The organism is Pseudoalteromonas sp. TB51, from assembly GCF_000498055.1.
Lineage (GTDB): Bacteria > Pseudomonadota > Gammaproteobacteria > Enterobacterales > Alteromonadaceae > Pseudoalteromonas > Pseudoalteromonas atlantica.
The window spans coordinates 5,960-24,215 of the sequence record NZ_AUTO01000080.1 but is presented as its reverse complement, the minus strand read 5'-3'; the positions used below and the strand labels follow the sequence as shown (position 1 = coordinate 24,215).

Genomic DNA, 18,256 nt, shown 5'->3' with positions numbered 1-18,256 from the left:
CCGCTGCCTCGTCCATCGGCTGTGTGCCAAAGCGCTTTATAAGCCATTAACTGTGCAGCTGGTGCTACACCTGAAATTGACACGTTATTGTCTTGGTAGGTAACTTCAATAGGGTTACCTACAGCTGTACCCGCAACATGCGTTCCGTGACCGTCGTAACCGAGTGGAGAACCAATATATTCATCAGGGTGAACATCACTTGGTGTTGGACCAAATGCACGCGCCACAATTAATTTATTATTACAAAAATCAGCTTCACCACCCTCAATACGGCAGTAATCAGGATTTTCTGCGATGTAAGCCGCTTCTTCTTCACTAAATTCTGCAGCTACGAAACCCACATCTGAAAACATAGGGTTTTCTGGGCGGATACCCGAGTCAATAATAGCAACTTTAACCCCTTTACCAGCTTCTGATTGACCACCAAGCGCCTGCCATGCCTCAACGCCTCTAATCACATCAATAGAAGCATCCATTAATGTGTGGTACTCAGTATCTAAAAATACTTTTTTCACACCCGCAAGTTTAGCGAGTTTTTCACGTTGACCTTGCTCACCTTCTACCACGATACCGTTGAATAACGTACTAAATGAATGTGAAACTGAGCCACCACTAACAGATGCGGCTACTTGCGCTACACTTTTTTGTTTTGCTTTTAAGTAGCTGCTGTACTTTAACGCAGGTGCTGAAGATAGATTAACTTTACTATCCCCAGTTACTGCTGCAGAGGTTGCTTCAAGCCCTGCAATGCCGCCTTTGTAGGTTGCTAGCGGCTCGTCTTCAAGCTGGATAATATAGCGTGCTTTAGTAGAAATGGTTTTATCTTGAGAGTATGTTTTTACACTTGATGTTTCTGGGACATATCCTTTAGATAAATCAGGTGCGGCGGCTGCACCGTATGACATCATAGCTAAACCTATAGCTGATGAAATAGCGGTTCTTTTCAGTGTTATATTAGACATTATTTCCCCTGGAGTGAGTTTTATATTATTGTATTTACTCAATTCAATATTATTAGAATTGTGATTTTAATATAAAACTTCAGCACCTATGCTAGCAACAACGATATTACAAGTAAGTTACAACCAGACGTGCCTAAGCACTCTTTTTAGCACTCAACATACTGTATATTAAGTTCTTTTACATTTATTTATATTTGTAAACCACTGTAAACAAACCCTAACTCCTCTATGGAAAATAAATGAGTAACGACGTTATAAATATTTTAACCATGGCTAAAGTAATTCAGACTGCCGTCGCCCCTGTCTTTTTAATTACGGGTATTGCTGCCACGCTCGGGGTTTTATCTAATCGTTTAGCTCGCATTACTGACCGTGCGCGACAACTTGAGCGAAAACTCAAGGTAAGCACCGATGAAGACTTTAATAAAACCCTGGCCACAGAGCTGCGAGCCCTGTTAAAGCGCTCTCGATGTATTCATATTGCTTTTAGTATGAGTGTGCTTAGCGCCCTGCTAGTATGCGCTGTGGTTATGCTGTTATTCTTATCACACATTCAGTCTATTAATTTAGGGGTAACAATTGCCAGCTGCTTTGTGGCTGCAATGGCCTTATTAATATGTGGTTTTATGTCGCTACTTGGTGAAGTATTTTTGGCCACCCGCAGTATGCGCCGAGGGATGATATTCGCTGATATAGATTTAAACGATTAACTTATAATTAATTTTGCTCTATTCGCTTGAATAAAAGCAGAGGCTAAGATACAAAAACACTCGTCGAGAAATAAAATATAAGGATTAATAAACATGAAATTAAAACAATTTTTAGCAGGGGTTGCTTTAGCAACGTGTACACTTAGCGTATCTGCAAATACTGCATTTAAAGAGCCAAGTGATGCTATTGAATACCGTCAAGCTGCGTTTTCTATGATTTCAGTGCAAATTAGCGATATGGGCGCAATGCTAAAAGGTAAGATTCCTTTTGATGCAGAGCAATTTAAAATGCGCGCTAATAACGCAGCAGCCCTTTCTAAAATGCCATGGGAAGCGTTTTACGAAGGCACTGATAAAGGTGATACAGCAGCATTAGCTGATGTATGGTCTGATAATGCAACCTTTGTTAAAAAAGCCAATGCCTTTGCTGCCAATGCAGATAAGCTAGCTTTAGCAGCCCAATCTGGCGATAAGGCGGTAATTGGTAAAGCATTTGGCGCATGGGCCAAAGGCTGTAAAGATTGCCACAAGCAATTTAAAGACTAATTACAATTAAAACAATGCACACTAAAACGGCGCTTTATGCGCCGTTTTGTTTTTTGTTAGCTATTAACTTAGCAAATAACTAAGTGGTTCTTTGCCCCACGTAACTGCCAGTAGCACTAACAATCCAACAAAAATAGCCCACGCCAACCAAGGAGCTTTCGTGTTATCTATATTAGTTTGAGTGGCTTGCTCGCTGTTAGCCTGTTTACCGGTGATCATTGCTTTGACAAGTGGTTTTCCTTTTATTTTATACACAACAATGGCAGTAACATGCAGGCAAATGGCATAAAATAAAATATCGAAATTAAGGCGGTGCAGCCAATTTGCAAAATCAACCGTTGAGCTCGACACATACTCAACCAAAGGCCCATCAGTCAAAATGCCATCACTGCTCATTAGCCCGGTCACTAACTGCACTATAATAAGTACAAAAAACAACAAAACCATGTAGCTACCTGGCGCCGAATGACCCACCCCTTTAATGGGGTTTTTAAACTCTTTAAATACTGCTATTGGCGAGTGCAGTAACGCGCTTAACTTTGCCGTTTTACTGCCCACCAGCCCCCAAACTAAACGGGTCACTATTAATGCGATTGCGAAAAAGCCAGCCACAAAATGAAGCTCAATCATGCCCTCGTCAATGCTAAAGTAAAGCACAGCAATATTAATCACTAACAACCAATGAAAGCTTCTTATAAAGCCATCCCATACTTTTATACTTTGCATATACATCCTCAACTTGTTGCCAGGCTCTGGCACATTATTTTGATACTAAAGCCATTATTCCAAAGTTTTACTACCGCTGCATTAATGATATTACATAAAGCGCTATTTATGGCACACTAAACGCACAAACTTATTACTTACTTGTATTAATGAATATAACTAAACGCGCAGTATTAAAAGGTTTTTTTGATATGCTCCCGCTTTGCCTGGCGGTCGTTCCTTGGGGAATATTATGTGGCTCTTTAGCGATTCAAAATGGCTTTAGTGCCTTTGAAACACAAGCAATGTCATTACTTGTATTCGCGGGTTCTGCACAATTAGTTGCAATTGAACTAATGGCCGGTAACACCCCTTTACTGACTATTTTATTTACCACATTTATTATTAGCTCTCGGCATTTTTTATACGGTTTAGCCGTACGCCATAAAGTTATTTCACAGCCATTTCGGTGGCGCTTACCAATAAGTTTTGTACTAACCGACGAGCTGTTTGCCTTTTCGCATCACCGCAAAGCCTATAAAACAAAAGCGCGCCTAATATATGCTTTAAGCGCGGGTTTTAGTTTTTATATTGCATGGAACCTTTGGACACTCATAGGCATAGTTGCAGGAAGTGTGCTCCCTGATTTAACAAATTTAGGGCTCGACTTTGCTATTGCAGCTACATTTATTGCGCTTGTGGTACCGGGCATAAAAAATTTAGCCTCGCTGGTTACAGTGATTGTTGCGGGTATTAGCGCCACAGTTTTAAAAAGCACGGGGTTTGAGTTGTGGTTGGTTTGTGCTGCTCTACTTGCAATGAGTGCAGGCTACTTTACTGCAAGGCTTACACAAAAAAAGGACAGCCCGTTATGATGCTCACTATATTATTAATGGCGTGTATTACCTTTTTTACTCGTTACTTATTTTTACATCAACGCCTTGGTTTTAAAGTGGGCCCTAAAATGCAGCAGTTTTTAAGCTTTAGCGCACCCGCTGTACTAACCGCTATTTGGGTACCCATTATTTTTATAAATGAAGACGGGCTCAACCTAAACTGGCACAACCCTTATTTAAGCGCAGCTATCGTTGCCATTATTGTTGCCTATAAAACACATAATATTTATTACACAACGCTTGCCAGTATGGGGTTATTTTTAATTTTAAACTAGGGCGTGTTGACCTTTGGCGTTTGAATTTGCAGCAGTATGTTTGGTTTTTAGGCAAGGCAGAGCCTGTGAAGTGTGGTTATTCCCCATAAATAGGCGATAACGTAGCATAAATGCCAAACATGCGCTGCCCTTTGGGTTCTGCCTAGGGGCGATAAACTCTTTGTTGCTCGGTTTTTACTTAGCCCACTAGGTTACAAACCTCGCGCCGCGATTTGATCGCCCCTAGGTTGAACAAATTTCAAGCCGCAAAGTTCAACACGCCCTAAATAACAGCCAACCCATTAGCGCATAGTTAAGCGCGGTATTAACAAGCCTAAATTTTATACTTTTAGTAACGCGCTACAGCGGGTAGAATGTAGCTAACAACAATAAAAAAGCACCCATCATGCATGAATTTCATCAATTAACGGCTACTGCGTTAGACGGTAAAACAATTAATTTTAGCGACTTTGAAGGCAAGGTTGTGCTTATTGTTAATACCGCAAGTGAATGTGGTTTTACTAAGCAGTACGAGTCGCTACAAACTCTTCATAGTAAGTACGCGAAAAACGGATTGGTTATTATTGGTTTTCCATGTAATCAATTTGGTCAGCAAGAGCCAGGCGACGCGACGCAAATACAACAAGGCTGTTTAATTAATTACGGGGTAAGCTTTTTAATGGCCGCTAAGGTGGATGTAAACGGTCGTCACGCCCACCCTGTATTTAGGTATTTAAAATCGGCCTTACCCGGCTTTTTAACACGCAAAATAAAGTGGAACTTCACTAAGTTTTTGGTAGCGCCCGATGGCACACCTATCAAGCGCTATGCGCCTTTTACAAAACCAGAAAAGCTAGAAACCACTATTCAACAAGCACTCGCTAAATTTAGTACATAATAAGTAATAAAGAGGCATAAAGCCTCTTTATTGCCAATGTTTAGCCTTTAAACATGCGTAAACGCACATTCAAACCCTAATAAAAAGGCGCATTATTTTAGCTAGCACAATTTAGTCTATGTAATCGTTTAAGTCGTCTTCACCTAGATTTTTACGCAAACGTTTTTGCTCAAGGTAATCTTCCAACTTCTTTTTCACCTTTTGCTTTTTTTTGTCATGCTGATTACGCCCGACCATTTCGTACTCGTCTTCAACAAAATCATCATCTAGCGCATCGTAACTAAATGTCTTACCCACAACCCACTCCATAAAGTGTTTGAGACCAACTCAGGTTTATTCCTGCACTTGGTAAATTAAAAAATGTTTAGCGCTAAAATACGAACAAATTAGCACCAAAATAAAGCCACGTGACTATCGTAAATAGCCTTCATGTCAATATTGTGAATAAATAGCGCTAAATTAATAAAGTGGAAAGTGAGAGTTTTTTATCGTTTCGACAAATAAAATTTATCATTTATTTATTTTTAGTGTTTTTGACTAAAAAGTAGTTTATTTATTAAAATTAAAAATCATTAAAAACACACAAATTTCATAACCTACTGTTTTAAAATAAAAATAAATAATGGCACCAAACTTGTTAATACTTAGCTGTCATCAACAATTATTAGAGAATAAACATGAAAAATTTACTATTAGTAAGCGCTTTAATTTGTACACCCGCTGCAATGGCACATAACGATAACAATGCGGGTATTTCGTTTAGCAATGAACAGTGCAATGTAGAGTTTAAAAACGATGTACGCATTAAACCTAGCGAATTAGAAATTTTTACCGCATCTAATCAATTCATGCGCTTTAACAGCAATGGCAACTTAACTATAAATGGCGAACAAGTATCCATTAACAGCGAGCAGCGCCAAGCGCTTACCCAGTATTCAGACAACTTACGTACGCAGCTACCTGAGGTCGCTAATATTGCCCTAGACGGAGTAAAAATAGCCGGTGTAGCATTAGAGGAAGTAGCCAACGCATTTAATATTGATGGCCTTGATGACTTATCTGGCCTGATGGACGATATAAGACTTGAAGTAGAAAACACCTTTTATCAACAAGGTACGTTTGTAATGGGCCAACAAAGCTTTAATCAATTTGGTGAAAACTTTGAACACCAATTTGAGGAGCAAATAGAAACCGTGGTTGAGTCTGCCGTTATGCAATCAATGGGCAGTATTTTAGTTGCTTTAGGCTCTGAGCTGCTTGGTTCGGGTGGAGATATGGATGCATTTGAGCAACGCATGGAAAATATGGGCGCGCAAATAGAAGAAAAAGTAGAACTGCATGCCAGTGCGCTTGAAAAGCGTGCCAACTCTTTATGCGACAGCTTTGCCAACATAGCACAGCAAGAAGAGCAATTAGTAGCGCAGTTACCGCAGCTAAAAGGCTACGAGTTATTTACCATTAAACAAAATTAATACACCGCACCGTATTTAACATCCCTTTAGCAGCACTTGTATATTAGGTGCTGCTTTTTTATTCTTTTAGCGTGTGAGCCAGCGCACCTAACGTGGTAATAGCCTGCTCTATTTTTTCGCTCCACTGCACCCCGTAACTTAGCCTAATACAGCTTTTATACTTATTACTTGCTGAAAAAATAAGTCCGGGGGTTATGCTAATACCAGCTTCTAGCGCCAGTAAAAATAACTTTTGACTGTCTACCCCTTGGCCTAAATCAAGCCAAATAACACACCCACCTTTAGGGTCACTAATACGCGTATTTTTAGGCATCGCGTTTAATAAGCACCACCGCATGCGCTCTTTGTTATTACGTAAGCGCTGCCTAAGTACTTTTAAATTACGGTCATACTCACCACTGGCAATAAACTCAGAAAGCGTCCACTGATTTATTAGTGAGGCAGAGCAACTTAATGCACGCTTATGCCGGCGCGCTTGTCCAGCAAACTTGCCAGCTATTAACCAACCAACTCGATAACTTGGCGCAGCCGTTTTTGAAAACGAGGCGCAGCTGATCACAAGCCCCTTTTTTGAATACGCTAAAGCGGGCGTGCCACGCTTGGCAGTAAAGTGCAGATCACCGTACACATCATCTTCTATAAGAACAACATTATGTGACTCTATTAAGTCCACCATTTGCATGCGGCTTTCATCGCTCATAAAGCTGCCAACCGGGTTATTTATTGCGGTCGAAAATAAGCATGCTTTTATATCATGTTGCTCAAGCGCTTGAGCTAAGTCGTTAAGCCAAATACCATTGTCGGGGCATAGCGGAATTTCAAGCGCCTTTAATCCTAAGCTCTCTATTAGTTCAATAATGCCGTGATAACACGGGGTTTCAATTGCAACCACATCGCCGGGCTTAGTAACACACTTAAGTGCGATAGCCAGCGCCTCTTGCGCGCCATTGGTGATCACCAGTTCATCTATATTTACACCAATACCAAAGCCTAAGTATCTATGCACTAATTGCTTTTTAAGCGCAGCAAAACCATCAATAGGGCCATAATTAATAACACTCGCCCCAGCAATTGTCATAACCCGACGCATGGTACGGGCTAAAGCTTTATCGGTAGGCGCGGCAGCAACGGGATTGGCAATACCAAAGGCAATTACATTAGGTTGATGAATAGCGCTGTATACCTGCTCTATTAATGCTTGTTTATTTACAGTGACAGGCTCACGGCTTAGTTTTACACGCTTTGGCAGACTGTAAACCGTATTAAGCACCGTTAAAAAGTAGCCCGATTTTTCACGTGCCTCTACTACCCCTTGATCTTCTAACGCTTGATACGCTTGCTTAACCGTCGGAATGCTAATATTTAAGTTACTGGCCATTTTACGAAGCGAAGGAAGCTTTTCCCCTGGTAGTAATACCTTTTGCGCTTGCATGTCTTTAATTAGCTCAATAACTTGTTGGTATAAAAACTCGGCTTTTTGCTTATTGGCAGCTGGCTGCATATCTCGCCTCAAATCTGTATAGGTTACATTTATACTTTTCTGTATATGGTAAGTATACAGATAGACTCTAAAATAACCACTCAATCGGTTTTTTAGAGGTTTGCCATGAAAAGCGCAGCGCTATATCTCACAACAGTGTTAATTTGGGGCTCTACGTGGCTCGCGATTTCGTTTCAGCTAGGCGATATTGCTGTGGAGCTTTCTTTGTTTTATCGCTTTGCCATAGCAGCTGCATGTATGTGGCTATTTGTGGCCTACAAAAAGCCTAATATGCGATTTTCGTTAATCGATCATGGCTTTTTTGCTTTATTGGCCATTTCTAACTTTGGCTTAAATTATTTGCTTTTGTATTGGGCACAAAACTACCTCTCATCGGCAATGGCCTCTATTGCATTTTCAATGTTGCTAATAATGAACATAGTCAACACCCGTTTATTTTTTGCAAAGCCCATTGCCAGACGTATTTACTGCGGCGCGCTAATCGGCGTGGTGGGTATTATTTGTCTGTTTTGGCCGCATTTACAGCAATTCGACTTGAGTAATGGGGCGTTGGTCGGGTTACTACTTGCCCTTGGGGGTACCTTTGTGGCTTCATTGGGCAATATGATTAGTGTACGTAATTCTAATCGTCAAATAGGTGTGCTGCAGGGTAACGCATGGGGCATGTTATATAGCGCAGTAGGTTTAGCCGTTTATGTATTAATAAATGGTATAACGATCAGTTTTAGTGCCCCTACCAGCTATTGGCTGTCGCTGTTGTATTTATCGGTTTTTGGCACTGTGATTGCGTTTGGCTGCTATTTTGCCTTGTTAAAAAACATTGGCCCCGAAAAGGCAAGCTACGCCATAGTGCTGTTTCCGTTAGTGGCCGTTGCATTAAGCAGCTTTTTTAAAGGCTTTGAATGGCATGCAAACACCTTTGCCGGCTTTAGTTTAGTACTACTGGGTAATGCAATTGTACTTACCCCCACAAAAAGAATTAACGCCTTTTTAGCAAGCCGCAGCGTTGCTAAAAATGGCTCCGTCCCCAGTTAGAGGCGTTTTTAACGCACTAACACAAAAGCGCCTACCCTACTGTAGGCGCTTTTTTATTGGTATATGAAAATTAATAGCCTGCTCCTGGATAGCAATAACCGCGGGCGTAACACCTACTAGCTCGCCATCGGCCTCAATTAATAAATCTCTAGTATTAATACGCGCCTGTTTGAGTTGGCTATAAGTAAGCTTTTTTAAAGTATGGTGGCGCTTAAAAATTAATTTAATAAAGCTATATAAATGATCAACAAGACTACCCGCTTGCATTTGGTAGCAATCAAGCAGTCCATCATCAATTTTAGCCCTAGGTGCTATTTTAATGCCGCCACCAAAATACTGAGAGTTCGCAAATACAGTTATTAAATTTTGATAGTTACATTGCTTATTTAAAAATGCTCCATTTAGTGTGCTTGCTTTGTAAGTAAAGAGCGATTTAAAACTCGTCCACTTATAGCGCCAAGCTGACATGCTTTGTAAATGACCCAACTGCTTAATTACATGAGCATCAAAACCAACACCAGCCACATTAATAAAGTAACGAGTATTAATTTTACCTACATCAATTAAGTGTGTGGGGGCATTAAAAATAGCGTTTTGCCACTGTTTAGCTGTGCAATGAAAGCGACGCGCAAAATCGTTGCCCGTACCACAAGGTAATATTGCCAAACTACATGCACTGTTAATCACGCCATTAAGTGCCAAATTAAGCGTGCCATCGCCTCCAATAGCCACTGCTATTTGGCTTTTTTGTGCATTCAATTTAACGTTTGCTAAGTCGTACTCAAAATTACCTGTCGTTTTAACCGTAATATAGAGAATATTTTTCTTCTGGCATGTTTTTTTAAGCCAATCGAGGTGATCTAACACCACACTTTTTACGCTCGGTTTAACTATTATTAACAACTGCAAGTAATTTATCTCCTATTAGCCAGCACACCAGCATAAATAAGAATTAAGTTAAAATTAATTTATCTGAATAATTAATCATAAAAGTGCGTAAAAATTTACTAAAAACATTAAAAAATACAAAAAACACTTATAAAACAAATTAAAACTTAGTTCCCCTGATTAAATAACTATGCAAAATGGGCACTTATTAGTTTTAATTAAAAACAAAACAATGCAAATTCAGATAAAAATAACTAATAGCCAAGCCTTAGTTTATATTGTTGTATTTTTAAACAAAAAAGAGTCAAAATGCTCGCGATTTAAACACATACACCTTGGAGCAAAGACATGAACCCAATAAACACCCTAAACCAAAATGCAGCAGCCCACGTTGGCGTAAAACCAACTAACCGTAAAGCTAAAATGCTTGCTAAATTAAACCGTATGGGCAAAAAGTTAGCATTAAACAGCGCCGCGCAATACAAATAATCAATCTTGTTATGATTATTAAGCAGGGGCAGTAAACAACTAACCACTATTGAAAGCGCTTCTTTAGCTCCCTTAGTTTGCTGCCACCCTTTAATTTTTAGTTTAAATCCTTCTAATTTCCCTCTATTTACAAAAAAAACCGCAATTACGCCTACTTTTTAAGCAAACAGTTTATTTGCTATTTACACGACGGTATCACCTAAGTATTATTCTGCGTCACGGAGAGATGGCAGAGTGGTCGAATGCACCGGTCTTGAAAACCGGCATAGGTTTGTAGCCTATCTAGGGTTCAAATCCCTATCTCTCCACCACTATTTAATTAATGGTATGAATAAACTACCGTTAATACAATCTGTTATGCGTTGGAGAGGTGTCCGAGTGGCCGAAGGAGCTCCCCTGCTAAGGGAGTATAGAGTTTGTAGCTCTATCGAGGGTTCGAATCCCTCCTTCTCCACCATTTCTTATTAAAAACCGCTTAGTTGCGGTTTTTTTGTGCCTGAAATTTAACAACCCATGTATCCAAGGAGGGTGAGAGTCCTCGCTAGGGTTCGATAAAATGTCTGGAACACTTTAAGCCGCCGCAGGCGTTGCAAAGCAATTAATTACATGGATGTAATTAAGCTAATCCCTCCTTCTCCACCATTTCTTATTAAAAACCGCTTAGTTGCGGTTCTTTTGTGCCTAAAATTTAACAACCAATGTATCCAAGGAGGGTGAGAATCCTCGCTAGGGTTCGATAAAATGTCTGGAACACTTTAAGCCGCCGCAGGCGTTGCGAAGCAATTAATTACATGGATGTAATTAAGCTAATCTCTTCTTCTCCACCATTTCTTATTAAAAGAGGTGAATCAAAACACATTGAATACACTGGGTAGTTACGGCATTATTAATAACAACTCCACTAACGTAAGTTTAATTATGTTTCGTTTAATTGCACCTTTAATAGGCCTTGTGGCTTTAAGTACACACGCAGCCCAAGACATTACGGTTTATAAATGCACAATTAAAGGAGTCGCTACATTTAGCCAAACACCCTGTGCTGACAATGCAGAAGTTATTAAGCTAAAACAGCCACTAGTTGCCGATAAGTACGGCAATAATGCAAACTCACCCGCAATGCCTGGTGCCTCTGTAGATAACTACATTGAGATTAAAAAAATTGATCGTGAAATTAAACGCCACCAGCTTACTATCAAAAACTATAAAGAAGACTTAGCCGACGCCAAACAACAAGCCAGCTATGTTACTCAAGATCAAGCTAATAGAATGGGCGCCGAATCAATAGCCGATGCGATAGCCACTAAAACTACGGCGATTCAAAAACGCTATAACGCCTTAATTAGCGCAGTAGAGCAACAAATCTCTATTTTACAGCAGCAAAAACAGCAGCTGAGCAAACAACCTTAACTGCTAAATAAGCAGTTTACAGGTTGCGCAAGGTACACTTTTTACAACATATATTAAAAAATACCGCAAATAACATACTGTTCGCTATACTGATATTTAAAATTAAGTACTTTTAAAAAGTCAGGGAGCTATGTGAAAAATTTTAACTCAAAATATCATTCAGTTATCTTTTACATAATTTTTTCATTAGCGTACTTTTTAATTGGTATTTCACTCACTAAACTCGCCTTTAATACTCAAATTATCCCGGTATGGTTGCCTGCAGGCATTGCCTTAGTTGGATGCTATATGTGGTGGTGGCGCTTCATTCCAGCGCTTTTTATAGCAGCCTTTGCTTTTAACTTTAATATTTTTGACAGCACAGCTCACGATATGGTGTTGGTTGGCAATACCTTCAGCCAAGCCATGTATATTGCTATTGGCATTGTATTGCAGGCAATGGTGGGGGCTGGTTTACTTAAATATTGGCTTGGACACCCGCTGTATTTTAAAAAACGCGCAAGTATCATTTATTTTATTTTTGTTGTGGGCATTGCGGTTAGTTTAATTTCAGCAAATTTTGGGGTTTTTGCGCTGAGCCAATTTAACTCCGCATACGATATTAAAGATCATTGGCAAAATGTGTTATTTTGGTGGCTAGGAGACTCATTAGGCGTAATTATTGCCACTCCTCTGCTATTGGTGCTTACTCAGTTTAAGGGGCAAAATAGGCCTATATCGCCGCTGCCTACGTTAGCGGTATGTAGTATTTTATTTGTATCTGTTGCAGTAACTACTCAGCTTTATAACCAAGAAAACAGACAAAATACCGTTAAAGTCGCCGAGCGAGAAGCTCACATTATTGAAAATAGCTTATATCGCTACATCAACCAAAGTTTAATAGCGGTGCAAAGCTTAGCCAGCCAAGTACAATCTAACCCTGATTTAAACCAACAAGACTTTTACGCCTACGCCAGCGAGTTACTGGCACAGCATTCGTTTATTAAAGCGCTTTCGTGGAATCAAAAAATAGCGCAAAGTGAGCGAGCTTCGTTTACCCAAGAAGTTGCCGATATATACCACCTAGACTTTGAAATTGTCGGCGAGCCCCTTGAGCCAGACGATCCTATGGTCATCGTTAAATACATTGCTCCTTTTAATGGCAACCAAAAAGCGGTTGGTTTTAATGTGTATTCAAACCCAGACAGAAAAGCATCGCTAGTAAACCCTGCAATTAGGTATCAGCCAGTCAGCACTAAAATTATTCAGTTAGTGCAAACAGCTGAGCCTGAGCCTGCCTATCTGCTATTTGCCCCCGTGTACGAACAACAACAGCAAAAAGCTATTATAAAGGGGTACGCAACAGGTGTGTTTTTAGTGCGTAATATTATTGAGCAAGCGATTAACGAGCAACAATCAGAGATGTTTTCTATTGCGCTCTATGAAGATGTAAATAAGCCCGCATTTTATAGTAACTACGGCAAAAGTTTAAATATTGCTCAGGGCAGCCGTGTTATGAAACTAAAACTCAGCTTTGGTGGGCAAATATGGAATGCACATTTAGCCTTAAAAGAAAAATACCTTGCCCCCCATAATAACCAATTAACACTGTATTTAATGGCCTTGCAATTGGTGGTATGCGCTTTAATTTTAATTGTTTTACTGCTTTTTAATCAGCAACAAATTGCCCTTACCCGAAAAGTCGCAGAGCGCACCCATTCGCTTGCGCAAGCTAAAAAGCAATCTGACTTAGCTAATCAGGCTAAAAGCCGATTTTTAGCCAATATGAGCCATGAAATACGCACACCATTAAATGCAGTTATTGGCTTTTCATCATTAGCGCGCAAAGAAGACAACGCACACACTCTTATTGGTTACTTAGACAAAATAAACTCTTCATCTAAAAGCTTACTAAACCTGATTAACGACATACTTGATATTTCAAAAATTGAATCACATAAGCTTAAGCTAGAAAGCACAGCGTTTGACCTTCATGCAATTATAAAGCGTATTAACACAATGTTTGAGGCCAGTGCAGCCAATAAAGGCATTGGCTGGCAGGTTAGCAGTCATCTTCCGGTAGATACTTGGTATGTAGGCGACCCTTTACGCTTTGAGCAAGTAGTGCTAAACCTTTGCAGCAACGCAATAAAATTTACAGAGCAAGGCAAAGTAAATGTAGACTTTGGCGGAGAGTTTATCAGTACTGACAAAGTTAAAATTACCGTAACCGTTACAGATACGGGTATTGGCATAAAGCCTACCCAGCAGTCCAAGCTATTTAGTGCCTTTACCCAAGCAGACGACTCAACATCAAGGCGATACGGTGGCACAGGCCTGGGCTTAACTGTCGTAAAAGAGCTCAGTAAATTAATGGGCGGTAACGTCACATTACAGAGCGAACCAAACGTTGGCTCTACGTTTAAATTTGACGTTGAGCTTCGCACCAGCCCAGTACAAGAGCAAGCCGAGCTTGTATACTCGGGTACTAAATTGGCGGCCTTAAAAGTGCTAGTAGCAGAAGATAACCCCGTAAACCAAATGGTAATTAAAGCCATGCTAGGCTCATTAGGTATTGTTGCCCATCTTGTCGAAAATGGTGAAGCGGCAGTAGATATAGCAAAAGAGCAACACTTTGACTTAATTTTAATGGACTGCCAAATGCCAATAATGGATGGTTACAGAGCCACCGCCCTAATTAGGCAATTTAAAAGTGAGGTAGAGTTGCCCATTATTGCGCTGACCGCCGATGTTATGCCTGAGGATAAAGCCCATGCTCAAGCCGTTGGTTTTAATCAGCATCTTGCAAAACCGCTAGAACTGGTTAAGCTAACCGCGTGCTTAGCCCAATATGCCGAAATTGAAGAGCCCTAATACAATAATGCGCTAAATAAATGCACTTGTGTTAACTTAGTTTAAAACGCCACCACCCACGATAAAGCAGCCCAAGGTAAGCAGTAATGGCCACTTTTACCCACCAATGGTTTAGTGATATTAACCAAATAGACGTACACGAATGGACTCGTTTATTCGGTAATGAACCTTTTACCCGCCATGCATTTTTATATGCATTAGAGCAAAGCCACTGTGTAAATAAAGAGACAGGCTGGCAGCCTCAGCACTTAGCGGTTTATGAAGCTGATAAATTAGTCGCACTCGCTCCTGGGTATTTAAAAAGCCACTCTTACGGAGAGTATGTTTTTGATTGGGCATGGGCAGAAGCCTACGAGCAACACGGATTAGCCTATTACCCTAAATGGCTAAGTGGTGTGCCTTTTAGCCCCATTGAAGGCCAGCGTATTGCCATTGCACATACGAATACACAAAGCGTATACGAGTACATAAAAAAGCAATTAAATTTAACGAGTGTGGAACAAGGTTGGTCTGGCTGGCATGTTAACTTTTGCCCAAAGGTTCAAGCTCAAGCCCTGTGTACTGACGATATAATGCAGCGCGTAGGCGTACAGTTTCAATGGTTTAATAAAGGCTTTAAAACCTTTGACGATTTTTTAAATACACTCACCGCACGCAAACGAAAAACGCTAAAAAAAGAGCGAGCTAAAATAGCACAGCAAAATATTACCATTGAATGGCTGCAAGGCTCGCACCTCAGCCCTGAAACAATGCAGCTATTTTGTGAGTTTTATCAGCGTACTTATTTAAAACGTTCTGGGCATTTAGGGTATTTAAATATTGAGTTTTTTACTTTATTACAGGCACTAATGGGCGATCAGCTAATTATTATGCTTGCCAAAAAAGACAACAAAATAGTGGCAGCAACTCTAAGCTTACAAGGTGAAAACACCTTATATGGCCGCTATTGGGGCGCCAGTGAAGAAATAGACTCTCTTCATTTTGAGCTGTGTTACTACCAAGGGATTGAATTTGCGATTAAGCATAACTTACATTGCTTTCACTCCGGCGCTCAAGGTGAGCATAAGATACCTCGTGGGTTTGAGCCTGTTTTTACCTACTCTAGCCACTATATTGTTGAACCCGACTTTAGAGCAGCAATAAACGACTACCTAAAGCGAGAACGCCAACATATGACAATTTATAAAACGCAGTGCGCTGATTTACTGCCGTTTAAAAACCAATAACTGATTGTTAGCTGGCATAGCTGTATCACTTATGAGTGTAAGGCCTGCTTGTGTTGCTAATTGCTCTATGGCCTCAAAATCACGAATGCCGCTAAATGGGTCACGCTGTGTTAAAAAGCGATCGAACTCTTTATTGCTTGCACTTGTAAACTGCCCTTGGTATTTGAAAGGGCCATAAATACACACTACACCTTGGCTTGCTAAGTGCGTTGAAACCCCTTTAAAAAATTGCTCAACCAACTGCCAACTTACAATATGAAACGTATTTGCTGTGTAAATGGCATCTACGTTATTTACCGGCCATGCATAGTTCAAATCAAGTTCAAGAGGGCCGTGTAAATTAGTTAAATTTGCCTCCTTAAGCCATAAATTTATGCCCTCATGGTTTATACGGCGATCACTTGTATACCACTGTAAATGCGGTAATTGCTCAGCAAAAAACACACTATGCTGCCCCGTACCCGAGCCTACTTCGAGTACCGATTTTGTCTTATTAAAAGCCGTTTTAAGCACTTCTAAAATAGGACCCTTATTGTTTTCACACGCTTGTGAGAAAGGTTTGATCATGACCTGCACCAATATTGAAACTTATTGCACAACATTAACGCAAAAAAATGGCACTGAACAATTAAAGTTTTATAGATACTTTATAAAAGTGAGTTAATTCATGGCACTAAAATAAAAATAAGGCGATGGTATGTATTATGCTTTAATTAAATCAACCCTAAGTAGGGTGTATTACCAATATTAAATACGAGGATAAAATTATGCATACTCCCCCTTACACCGCTGTAGACGCTGTGGTCTCAGTGACAGAAAAAAGCACCGAAAAACCAAGTAGCACCTGTGATAGTAGAGCCACTGTAATCGACTTACTTTCTCACTGTAACCAAAATCAACAGGCGCTAAAAAAACATGAAACAGACCAAATATTCATTCTTGGCTATAATTGATACTCAATTAAACGCTGCAAATAATTTTTATAATAACTGTTTACACTGAAACCGATTAAATGTAATGATAACTATTATCGTTAACTTAAATCGGTTTTTTTATGTCTCCCTTTCAGGCATTACAGCCTTATCATCATGAACTTGCTTGTAACTGCTTACGCCCGGGCTTACATGCGCCTATGGTGGTAGCTCACTACATAGAAACCGCTTTAAACGTTGCTAAAAGCTTTGAAAAACAGCGTAACCCCTTACTACAAGAGTTATATTTATTACGCACTCACCATGAAATTATCAATAAAATGTGCGACCCTCTAATACACAATGCCATTCGTAAGCAGTGCCTTGAGCAATTATATAAACCCTTATTGGCATTAAAACGCTTTTACTATGCACATAACGATACTGAAAAATTTTTAAAACTTGAGCGCGAAGCTCGCGTACTCAGTCACGAATTTAACCCTTTTTAAGGAGCGACTTATGAGCAATTTTAGAACCGAATCCGACAGCATGGGTGAATTACAGGTCCCTAGTGATGCGCTATACCAAGCGCAAACCCAGCGTGCAGTTAACAACTTTGCTATTAGCGGCTTAACTATGCCAAAACAGTTTGTAACAGCGTTTGCATACATTAAACAAGCAGCAGCACAAAGTAACTTTGAGCTAAATCACTTAAGTAAAAGTAAAGCCAACGCTATTGAGCAAGCATGCCAACAAATTATTGATGGCGAGCATTACGAGCACTTCCCGGTTGATATTTTCCAAACTGGCTCAGGCACCAGCTCGAACATGAACGCTAATGAAGTTATCGCAACGCTTGCAACCCGCATTGGTAATGAGCCAATTCACCCCAACGATGATGTAAATATGGGGCAAAGCTCTAACGATGTTGTGCCTACAGCCATTGCACTAAGTAGTGCTATTAACGTGGTTTATGAATTACTGCCATCTCTTGAAAAACTATCGCAGAGTTTAGAGCAAAAAAAGGCAGACGTTGGCAAAATAGTTAAAACAGGCCGTACGCATTTAATGGATGCCATGCCCGTTACGTTTGAGCAAACGCTAAGCGCGTGGCAATCACAAGTAAATAATGCAGCCTCAGGCATTCGCCATAGCTTAGAGCGAGTATGTGAGCTTGCCCAAGGCGGGACAGCTGTTGGCACGGGTATTAATGCTGATGGCGAATTTGCCTCAAAGTTTGCTAAAAACTTAAGCGCTAATGTGGGTATAAGCTTTAAGCCAAGCAGTAACTTTTTTTACAATATTGGCTCGCAAGATGCCATTGTAGCGCTCTCAGGTCAGCTAAAAGTGCTCGCTGTAGCACAAATGAAAATAGCCAATGACTTACGCTGGATGAACTCAGGCCCACTTGCCGGGCTTGGCGAAATAGAGCTTGAAGCACTGCAACCAGGCTCATCGATTATGCCGGGTAAAGTAAACCCGGTGATCCCAGAAGCGGCAGCC

General features: G+C 40.3%; 19 protein-coding genes, 2 tRNA genes and 1 pseudogene (1 of these 22 only partly in view). 16 read left to right on the top strand and 6 right to left on the bottom strand.

Annotation, left to right across the window (positions count from 1 at the left end; translation table 11 throughout):
- Nucleotides 1–962 (bottom strand): S8 family serine peptidase (locus L650_RS0103775; RefSeq protein WP_029772238.1); only part of this gene is annotated, 962 nt, incomplete at its 3' end.
- Between the two features lie 239 nt (nucleotides 963–1,201).
- Here L650_RS0103775 and L650_RS0103770 point away from each other — a divergent pair.
- Nucleotides 1,202–1,672 carry a DUF2721 domain-containing protein gene (locus tag L650_RS0103770; protein ID WP_029772237.1) on the top strand — a complete coding sequence of 157 codons (471 nt, stop codon included), beginning with the start codon at nucleotides 1,202–1,204 and terminating at the stop codon, nucleotides 1,670–1,672.
- 93 nt (nucleotides 1,673–1,765) lie between these two features.
- On the top strand, nucleotides 1,766–2,218 hold the full coding sequence (locus L650_RS0103765) for a c-type cytochrome (protein WP_024032101.1): 453 nt from the start codon (nucleotides 1,766–1,768) through the stop codon (nucleotides 2,216–2,218).
- 63 nt (nucleotides 2,219–2,281) lie between these two features.
- On the opposite strand, the gene L650_RS0103760 is transcribed toward L650_RS0103765, so the two are convergent.
- Complete coding sequence (locus L650_RS0103760) at nucleotides 2,282–2,944, bottom strand: cytochrome b/b6 domain-containing protein (RefSeq protein WP_024032102.1); 663 nt, start codon at nucleotides 2,942–2,944, stop codon at nucleotides 2,282–2,284.
- A gap of 149 nt (nucleotides 2,945–3,093) precedes the next feature.
- Here L650_RS0103760 and L650_RS0103755 point away from each other — a divergent pair, with 149 nt between their 5' ends.
- The 3 genes from L650_RS0103755 (at nucleotide 3,094) to L650_RS0103745 (ending at nucleotide 4,971) form a co-directional block, all read left to right on the top strand.
- Nucleotides 3,094–3,798: an AzlC family ABC transporter permease gene (locus tag L650_RS0103755; RefSeq protein WP_029772236.1), complete on the top strand. Its 705-nt coding sequence runs from the start codon at nucleotides 3,094–3,096 to the stop codon at nucleotides 3,796–3,798.
- Nucleotides 3,795–4,094, top strand: coding sequence for an AzlD domain-containing protein (locus tag L650_RS0103750; protein WP_004589018.1), 300 nt, complete (start codon nucleotides 3,795–3,797; stop codon nucleotides 4,092–4,094). The genes L650_RS0103755 and L650_RS0103750 overlap by 4 nt, the downstream gene beginning before the upstream one ends.
- A gap of 385 nt (nucleotides 4,095–4,479) precedes the next feature.
- On the top strand, nucleotides 4,480–4,971 hold the full coding sequence (locus tag L650_RS0103745; protein WP_029772235.1) for a glutathione peroxidase: 492 nt from the start codon (nucleotides 4,480–4,482) through the stop codon (nucleotides 4,969–4,971).
- 111 nt (nucleotides 4,972–5,082) lie between these two features.
- Here L650_RS0103745 and L650_RS0103740 read toward each other — a convergent pair whose 3' ends face one another.
- Nucleotides 5,083–5,268, bottom strand: coding sequence for a PA3496 family putative envelope integrity protein (locus L650_RS0103740; protein ID WP_004589020.1), 186 nt, complete (start codon nucleotides 5,266–5,268; stop codon nucleotides 5,083–5,085).
- A gap of 380 nt (nucleotides 5,269–5,648) precedes the next feature.
- Between L650_RS0103740 and L650_RS0103735 the strand changes: the two genes are divergently transcribed.
- Nucleotides 5,649–6,443 carry a YggN family protein gene (locus L650_RS0103735; RefSeq protein WP_004589021.1) on the top strand — a complete coding sequence of 265 codons (795 nt, stop codon included), beginning with the start codon at nucleotides 5,649–5,651 and terminating at the stop codon, nucleotides 6,441–6,443.
- A gap of 58 nt (nucleotides 6,444–6,501) precedes the next feature.
- Here L650_RS0103735 and L650_RS0103730 read toward each other — a convergent pair whose 3' ends face one another.
- Nucleotides 6,502–7,944 carry a PLP-dependent aminotransferase family protein gene (locus tag L650_RS0103730; protein ID WP_029772234.1) on the bottom strand — a complete coding sequence of 481 codons (1,443 nt, stop codon included), beginning with the start codon at nucleotides 7,942–7,944 and terminating at the stop codon, nucleotides 6,502–6,504.
- Between the two features lie 105 nt (nucleotides 7,945–8,049).
- Between L650_RS0103730 and L650_RS0103725 the strand changes: the two genes are divergently transcribed.
- Nucleotides 8,050–8,979 (top strand): DMT family transporter, encoded by a 930-nt coding sequence (locus L650_RS0103725; RefSeq protein ID WP_029772233.1) that lies wholly within the window; start codon nucleotides 8,050–8,052, stop codon nucleotides 8,977–8,979.
- A gap of 36 nt (nucleotides 8,980–9,015) precedes the next feature.
- Here L650_RS0103725 and L650_RS0103720 read toward each other — a convergent pair whose 3' ends face one another.
- Nucleotides 9,016–9,888: a diacylglycerol/lipid kinase family protein gene (locus L650_RS0103720; RefSeq protein WP_029772232.1), complete on the bottom strand. Its 873-nt coding sequence runs from the start codon at nucleotides 9,886–9,888 to the stop codon at nucleotides 9,016–9,018.
- Nucleotides 9,889–10,215: 327 nt separating this feature from the next.
- On the opposite strand from L650_RS0103720, the gene L650_RS24240 reads away from it, so the two are divergent.
- From L650_RS24240 to L650_RS0103685, 6 genes are all read left to right on the top strand, one after another.
- The gene (locus tag L650_RS24240; protein WP_004589025.1) at nucleotides 10,216–10,356 is read left to right on the top strand and encodes a hypothetical protein; all 141 of its coding nucleotides are present in this window, start codon (nucleotides 10,216–10,218) and stop codon (nucleotides 10,354–10,356) included.
- 220 nt (nucleotides 10,357–10,576) lie between these two features.
- A tRNA-Ser gene (locus L650_RS0103705) sits at nucleotides 10,577–10,667 on the top strand.
- 53 nt (nucleotides 10,668–10,720) lie between these two features.
- Nucleotides 10,721–10,813: transfer RNA gene (locus L650_RS0103700), tRNA-Ser, on the top strand.
- A 461-nt stretch (nucleotides 10,814–11,274) separates the two neighbouring features.
- Nucleotides 11,275–11,763, top strand: a complete 489-nt coding sequence (locus L650_RS0103695) for an RNA-binding protein (RefSeq protein WP_029772231.1) — start codon at nucleotides 11,275–11,277, stop codon at nucleotides 11,761–11,763.
- Nucleotides 11,764–11,895: 132 nt separating this feature from the next.
- Nucleotides 11,896–14,616 carry an ATP-binding protein gene (locus L650_RS0103690; protein ID WP_029772230.1) on the top strand — a complete coding sequence of 907 codons (2,721 nt, stop codon included), beginning with the start codon at nucleotides 11,896–11,898 and terminating at the stop codon, nucleotides 14,614–14,616.
- 86 nt (nucleotides 14,617–14,702) lie between these two features.
- Entirely contained in the window at nucleotides 14,703–15,842 is a 1,140-nt protein-coding gene (locus tag L650_RS0103685) for a GNAT family N-acetyltransferase (RefSeq protein WP_029772229.1), read from the top strand.
- Here L650_RS0103685 and L650_RS0103680 read toward each other — a convergent pair.
- Entirely contained in the window at nucleotides 15,819–16,409 is a 591-nt protein-coding gene (locus L650_RS0103680) for a DUF938 domain-containing protein (RefSeq protein ID WP_029772228.1), read from the bottom strand. The two genes, L650_RS0103685 and L650_RS0103680, sit on opposite strands and share 24 nt — an antisense overlap.
- Nucleotides 16,410–16,609: 200 nt before the next feature.
- Between L650_RS0103680 and L650_RS0103670 the strand changes: the two genes are divergently transcribed.
- The 3 genes and pseudogenes from L650_RS0103670 to L650_RS0103660 form a co-directional block, all read left to right on the top strand.
- Nucleotides 16,610–16,795 (top strand): hypothetical protein, encoded by a 186-nt coding sequence (locus L650_RS0103670; RefSeq protein WP_004589148.1) that lies wholly within the window; start codon nucleotides 16,610–16,612, stop codon nucleotides 16,793–16,795.
- Nucleotides 16,796–16,896: 101 nt separating this feature from the next.
- Nucleotides 16,897–17,262, top strand: a complete 366-nt coding sequence (locus tag L650_RS0103665) for a hypothetical protein (protein ID WP_004589147.1) — start codon at nucleotides 16,897–16,899, stop codon at nucleotides 17,260–17,262.
- 10 nt (nucleotides 17,263–17,272) lie between these two features.
- Nucleotides 17,273–18,256: pseudogene (locus L650_RS0103660) on the top strand (class II fumarate hydratase); it runs 349 nt beyond the window's last position.

What these genes read in the sequence shown, in the direction of transcription:
- L650_RS0103685 (WP_029772229.1), top strand. Translation starts at nt 14,703, where the DNA reads ATGGCCACTTTTACCCACCAATGGTTTAGTGATATTAACCAAATAGAC.
- L650_RS0103755 (WP_029772236.1), top strand. Translation starts at nt 3,094, where the DNA reads ATGAATATAACTAAACGCGCAGTATTAAAAGGTTTTTTTGATATGCTC.
- L650_RS0103765 (WP_024032101.1), top strand. Translation starts at nt 1,766, where the DNA reads ATGAAATTAAAACAATTTTTAGCAGGGGTTGCTTTAGCAACGTGTACA.
- L650_RS0103670 (WP_004589148.1), top strand. Translation starts at nt 16,610, where the DNA reads ATGCATACTCCCCCTTACACCGCTGTAGACGCTGTGGTCTCAGTGACA.
- L650_RS0103695 (WP_029772231.1), top strand. Translation starts at nt 11,275, where the DNA reads ATGTTTCGTTTAATTGCACCTTTAATAGGCCTTGTGGCTTTAAGTACA.
- L650_RS24240 (WP_004589025.1), top strand. Translation starts at nt 10,216, where the DNA reads ATGAACCCAATAAACACCCTAAACCAAAATGCAGCAGCCCACGTTGGC.
- L650_RS0103750 (WP_004589018.1), top strand. Translation starts at nt 3,795, where the DNA reads ATGATGCTCACTATATTATTAATGGCGTGTATTACCTTTTTTACTCGT.
- L650_RS0103730 (WP_029772234.1), bottom strand. Translation starts at nt 7,944, where the DNA reads ATGCAGCCAGCTGCCAATAAGCAAAAAGCCGAGTTTTTATACCAACAA.
- L650_RS0103665 (WP_004589147.1), top strand. Translation starts at nt 16,897, where the DNA reads ATGTCTCCCTTTCAGGCATTACAGCCTTATCATCATGAACTTGCTTGT.
- L650_RS0103725 (WP_029772233.1), top strand. Translation starts at nt 8,050, where the DNA reads ATGAAAAGCGCAGCGCTATATCTCACAACAGTGTTAATTTGGGGCTCT.
- L650_RS0103770 (WP_029772237.1), top strand. Translation starts at nt 1,202, where the DNA reads ATGAGTAACGACGTTATAAATATTTTAACCATGGCTAAAGTAATTCAG.
- L650_RS0103735 (WP_004589021.1), top strand. Translation starts at nt 5,649, where the DNA reads ATGAAAAATTTACTATTAGTAAGCGCTTTAATTTGTACACCCGCTGCA.
- L650_RS0103680 (WP_029772228.1), bottom strand. Translation starts at nt 16,409, where the DNA reads ATGATCAAACCTTTCTCACAAGCGTGTGAAAACAATAAGGGTCCTATT.
- L650_RS0103760 (WP_024032102.1), bottom strand. Translation starts at nt 2,944, where the DNA reads ATGCAAAGTATAAAAGTATGGGATGGCTTTATAAGAAGCTTTCATTGG.
- L650_RS0103745 (WP_029772235.1), top strand. Translation starts at nt 4,480, where the DNA reads ATGCATGAATTTCATCAATTAACGGCTACTGCGTTAGACGGTAAAACA.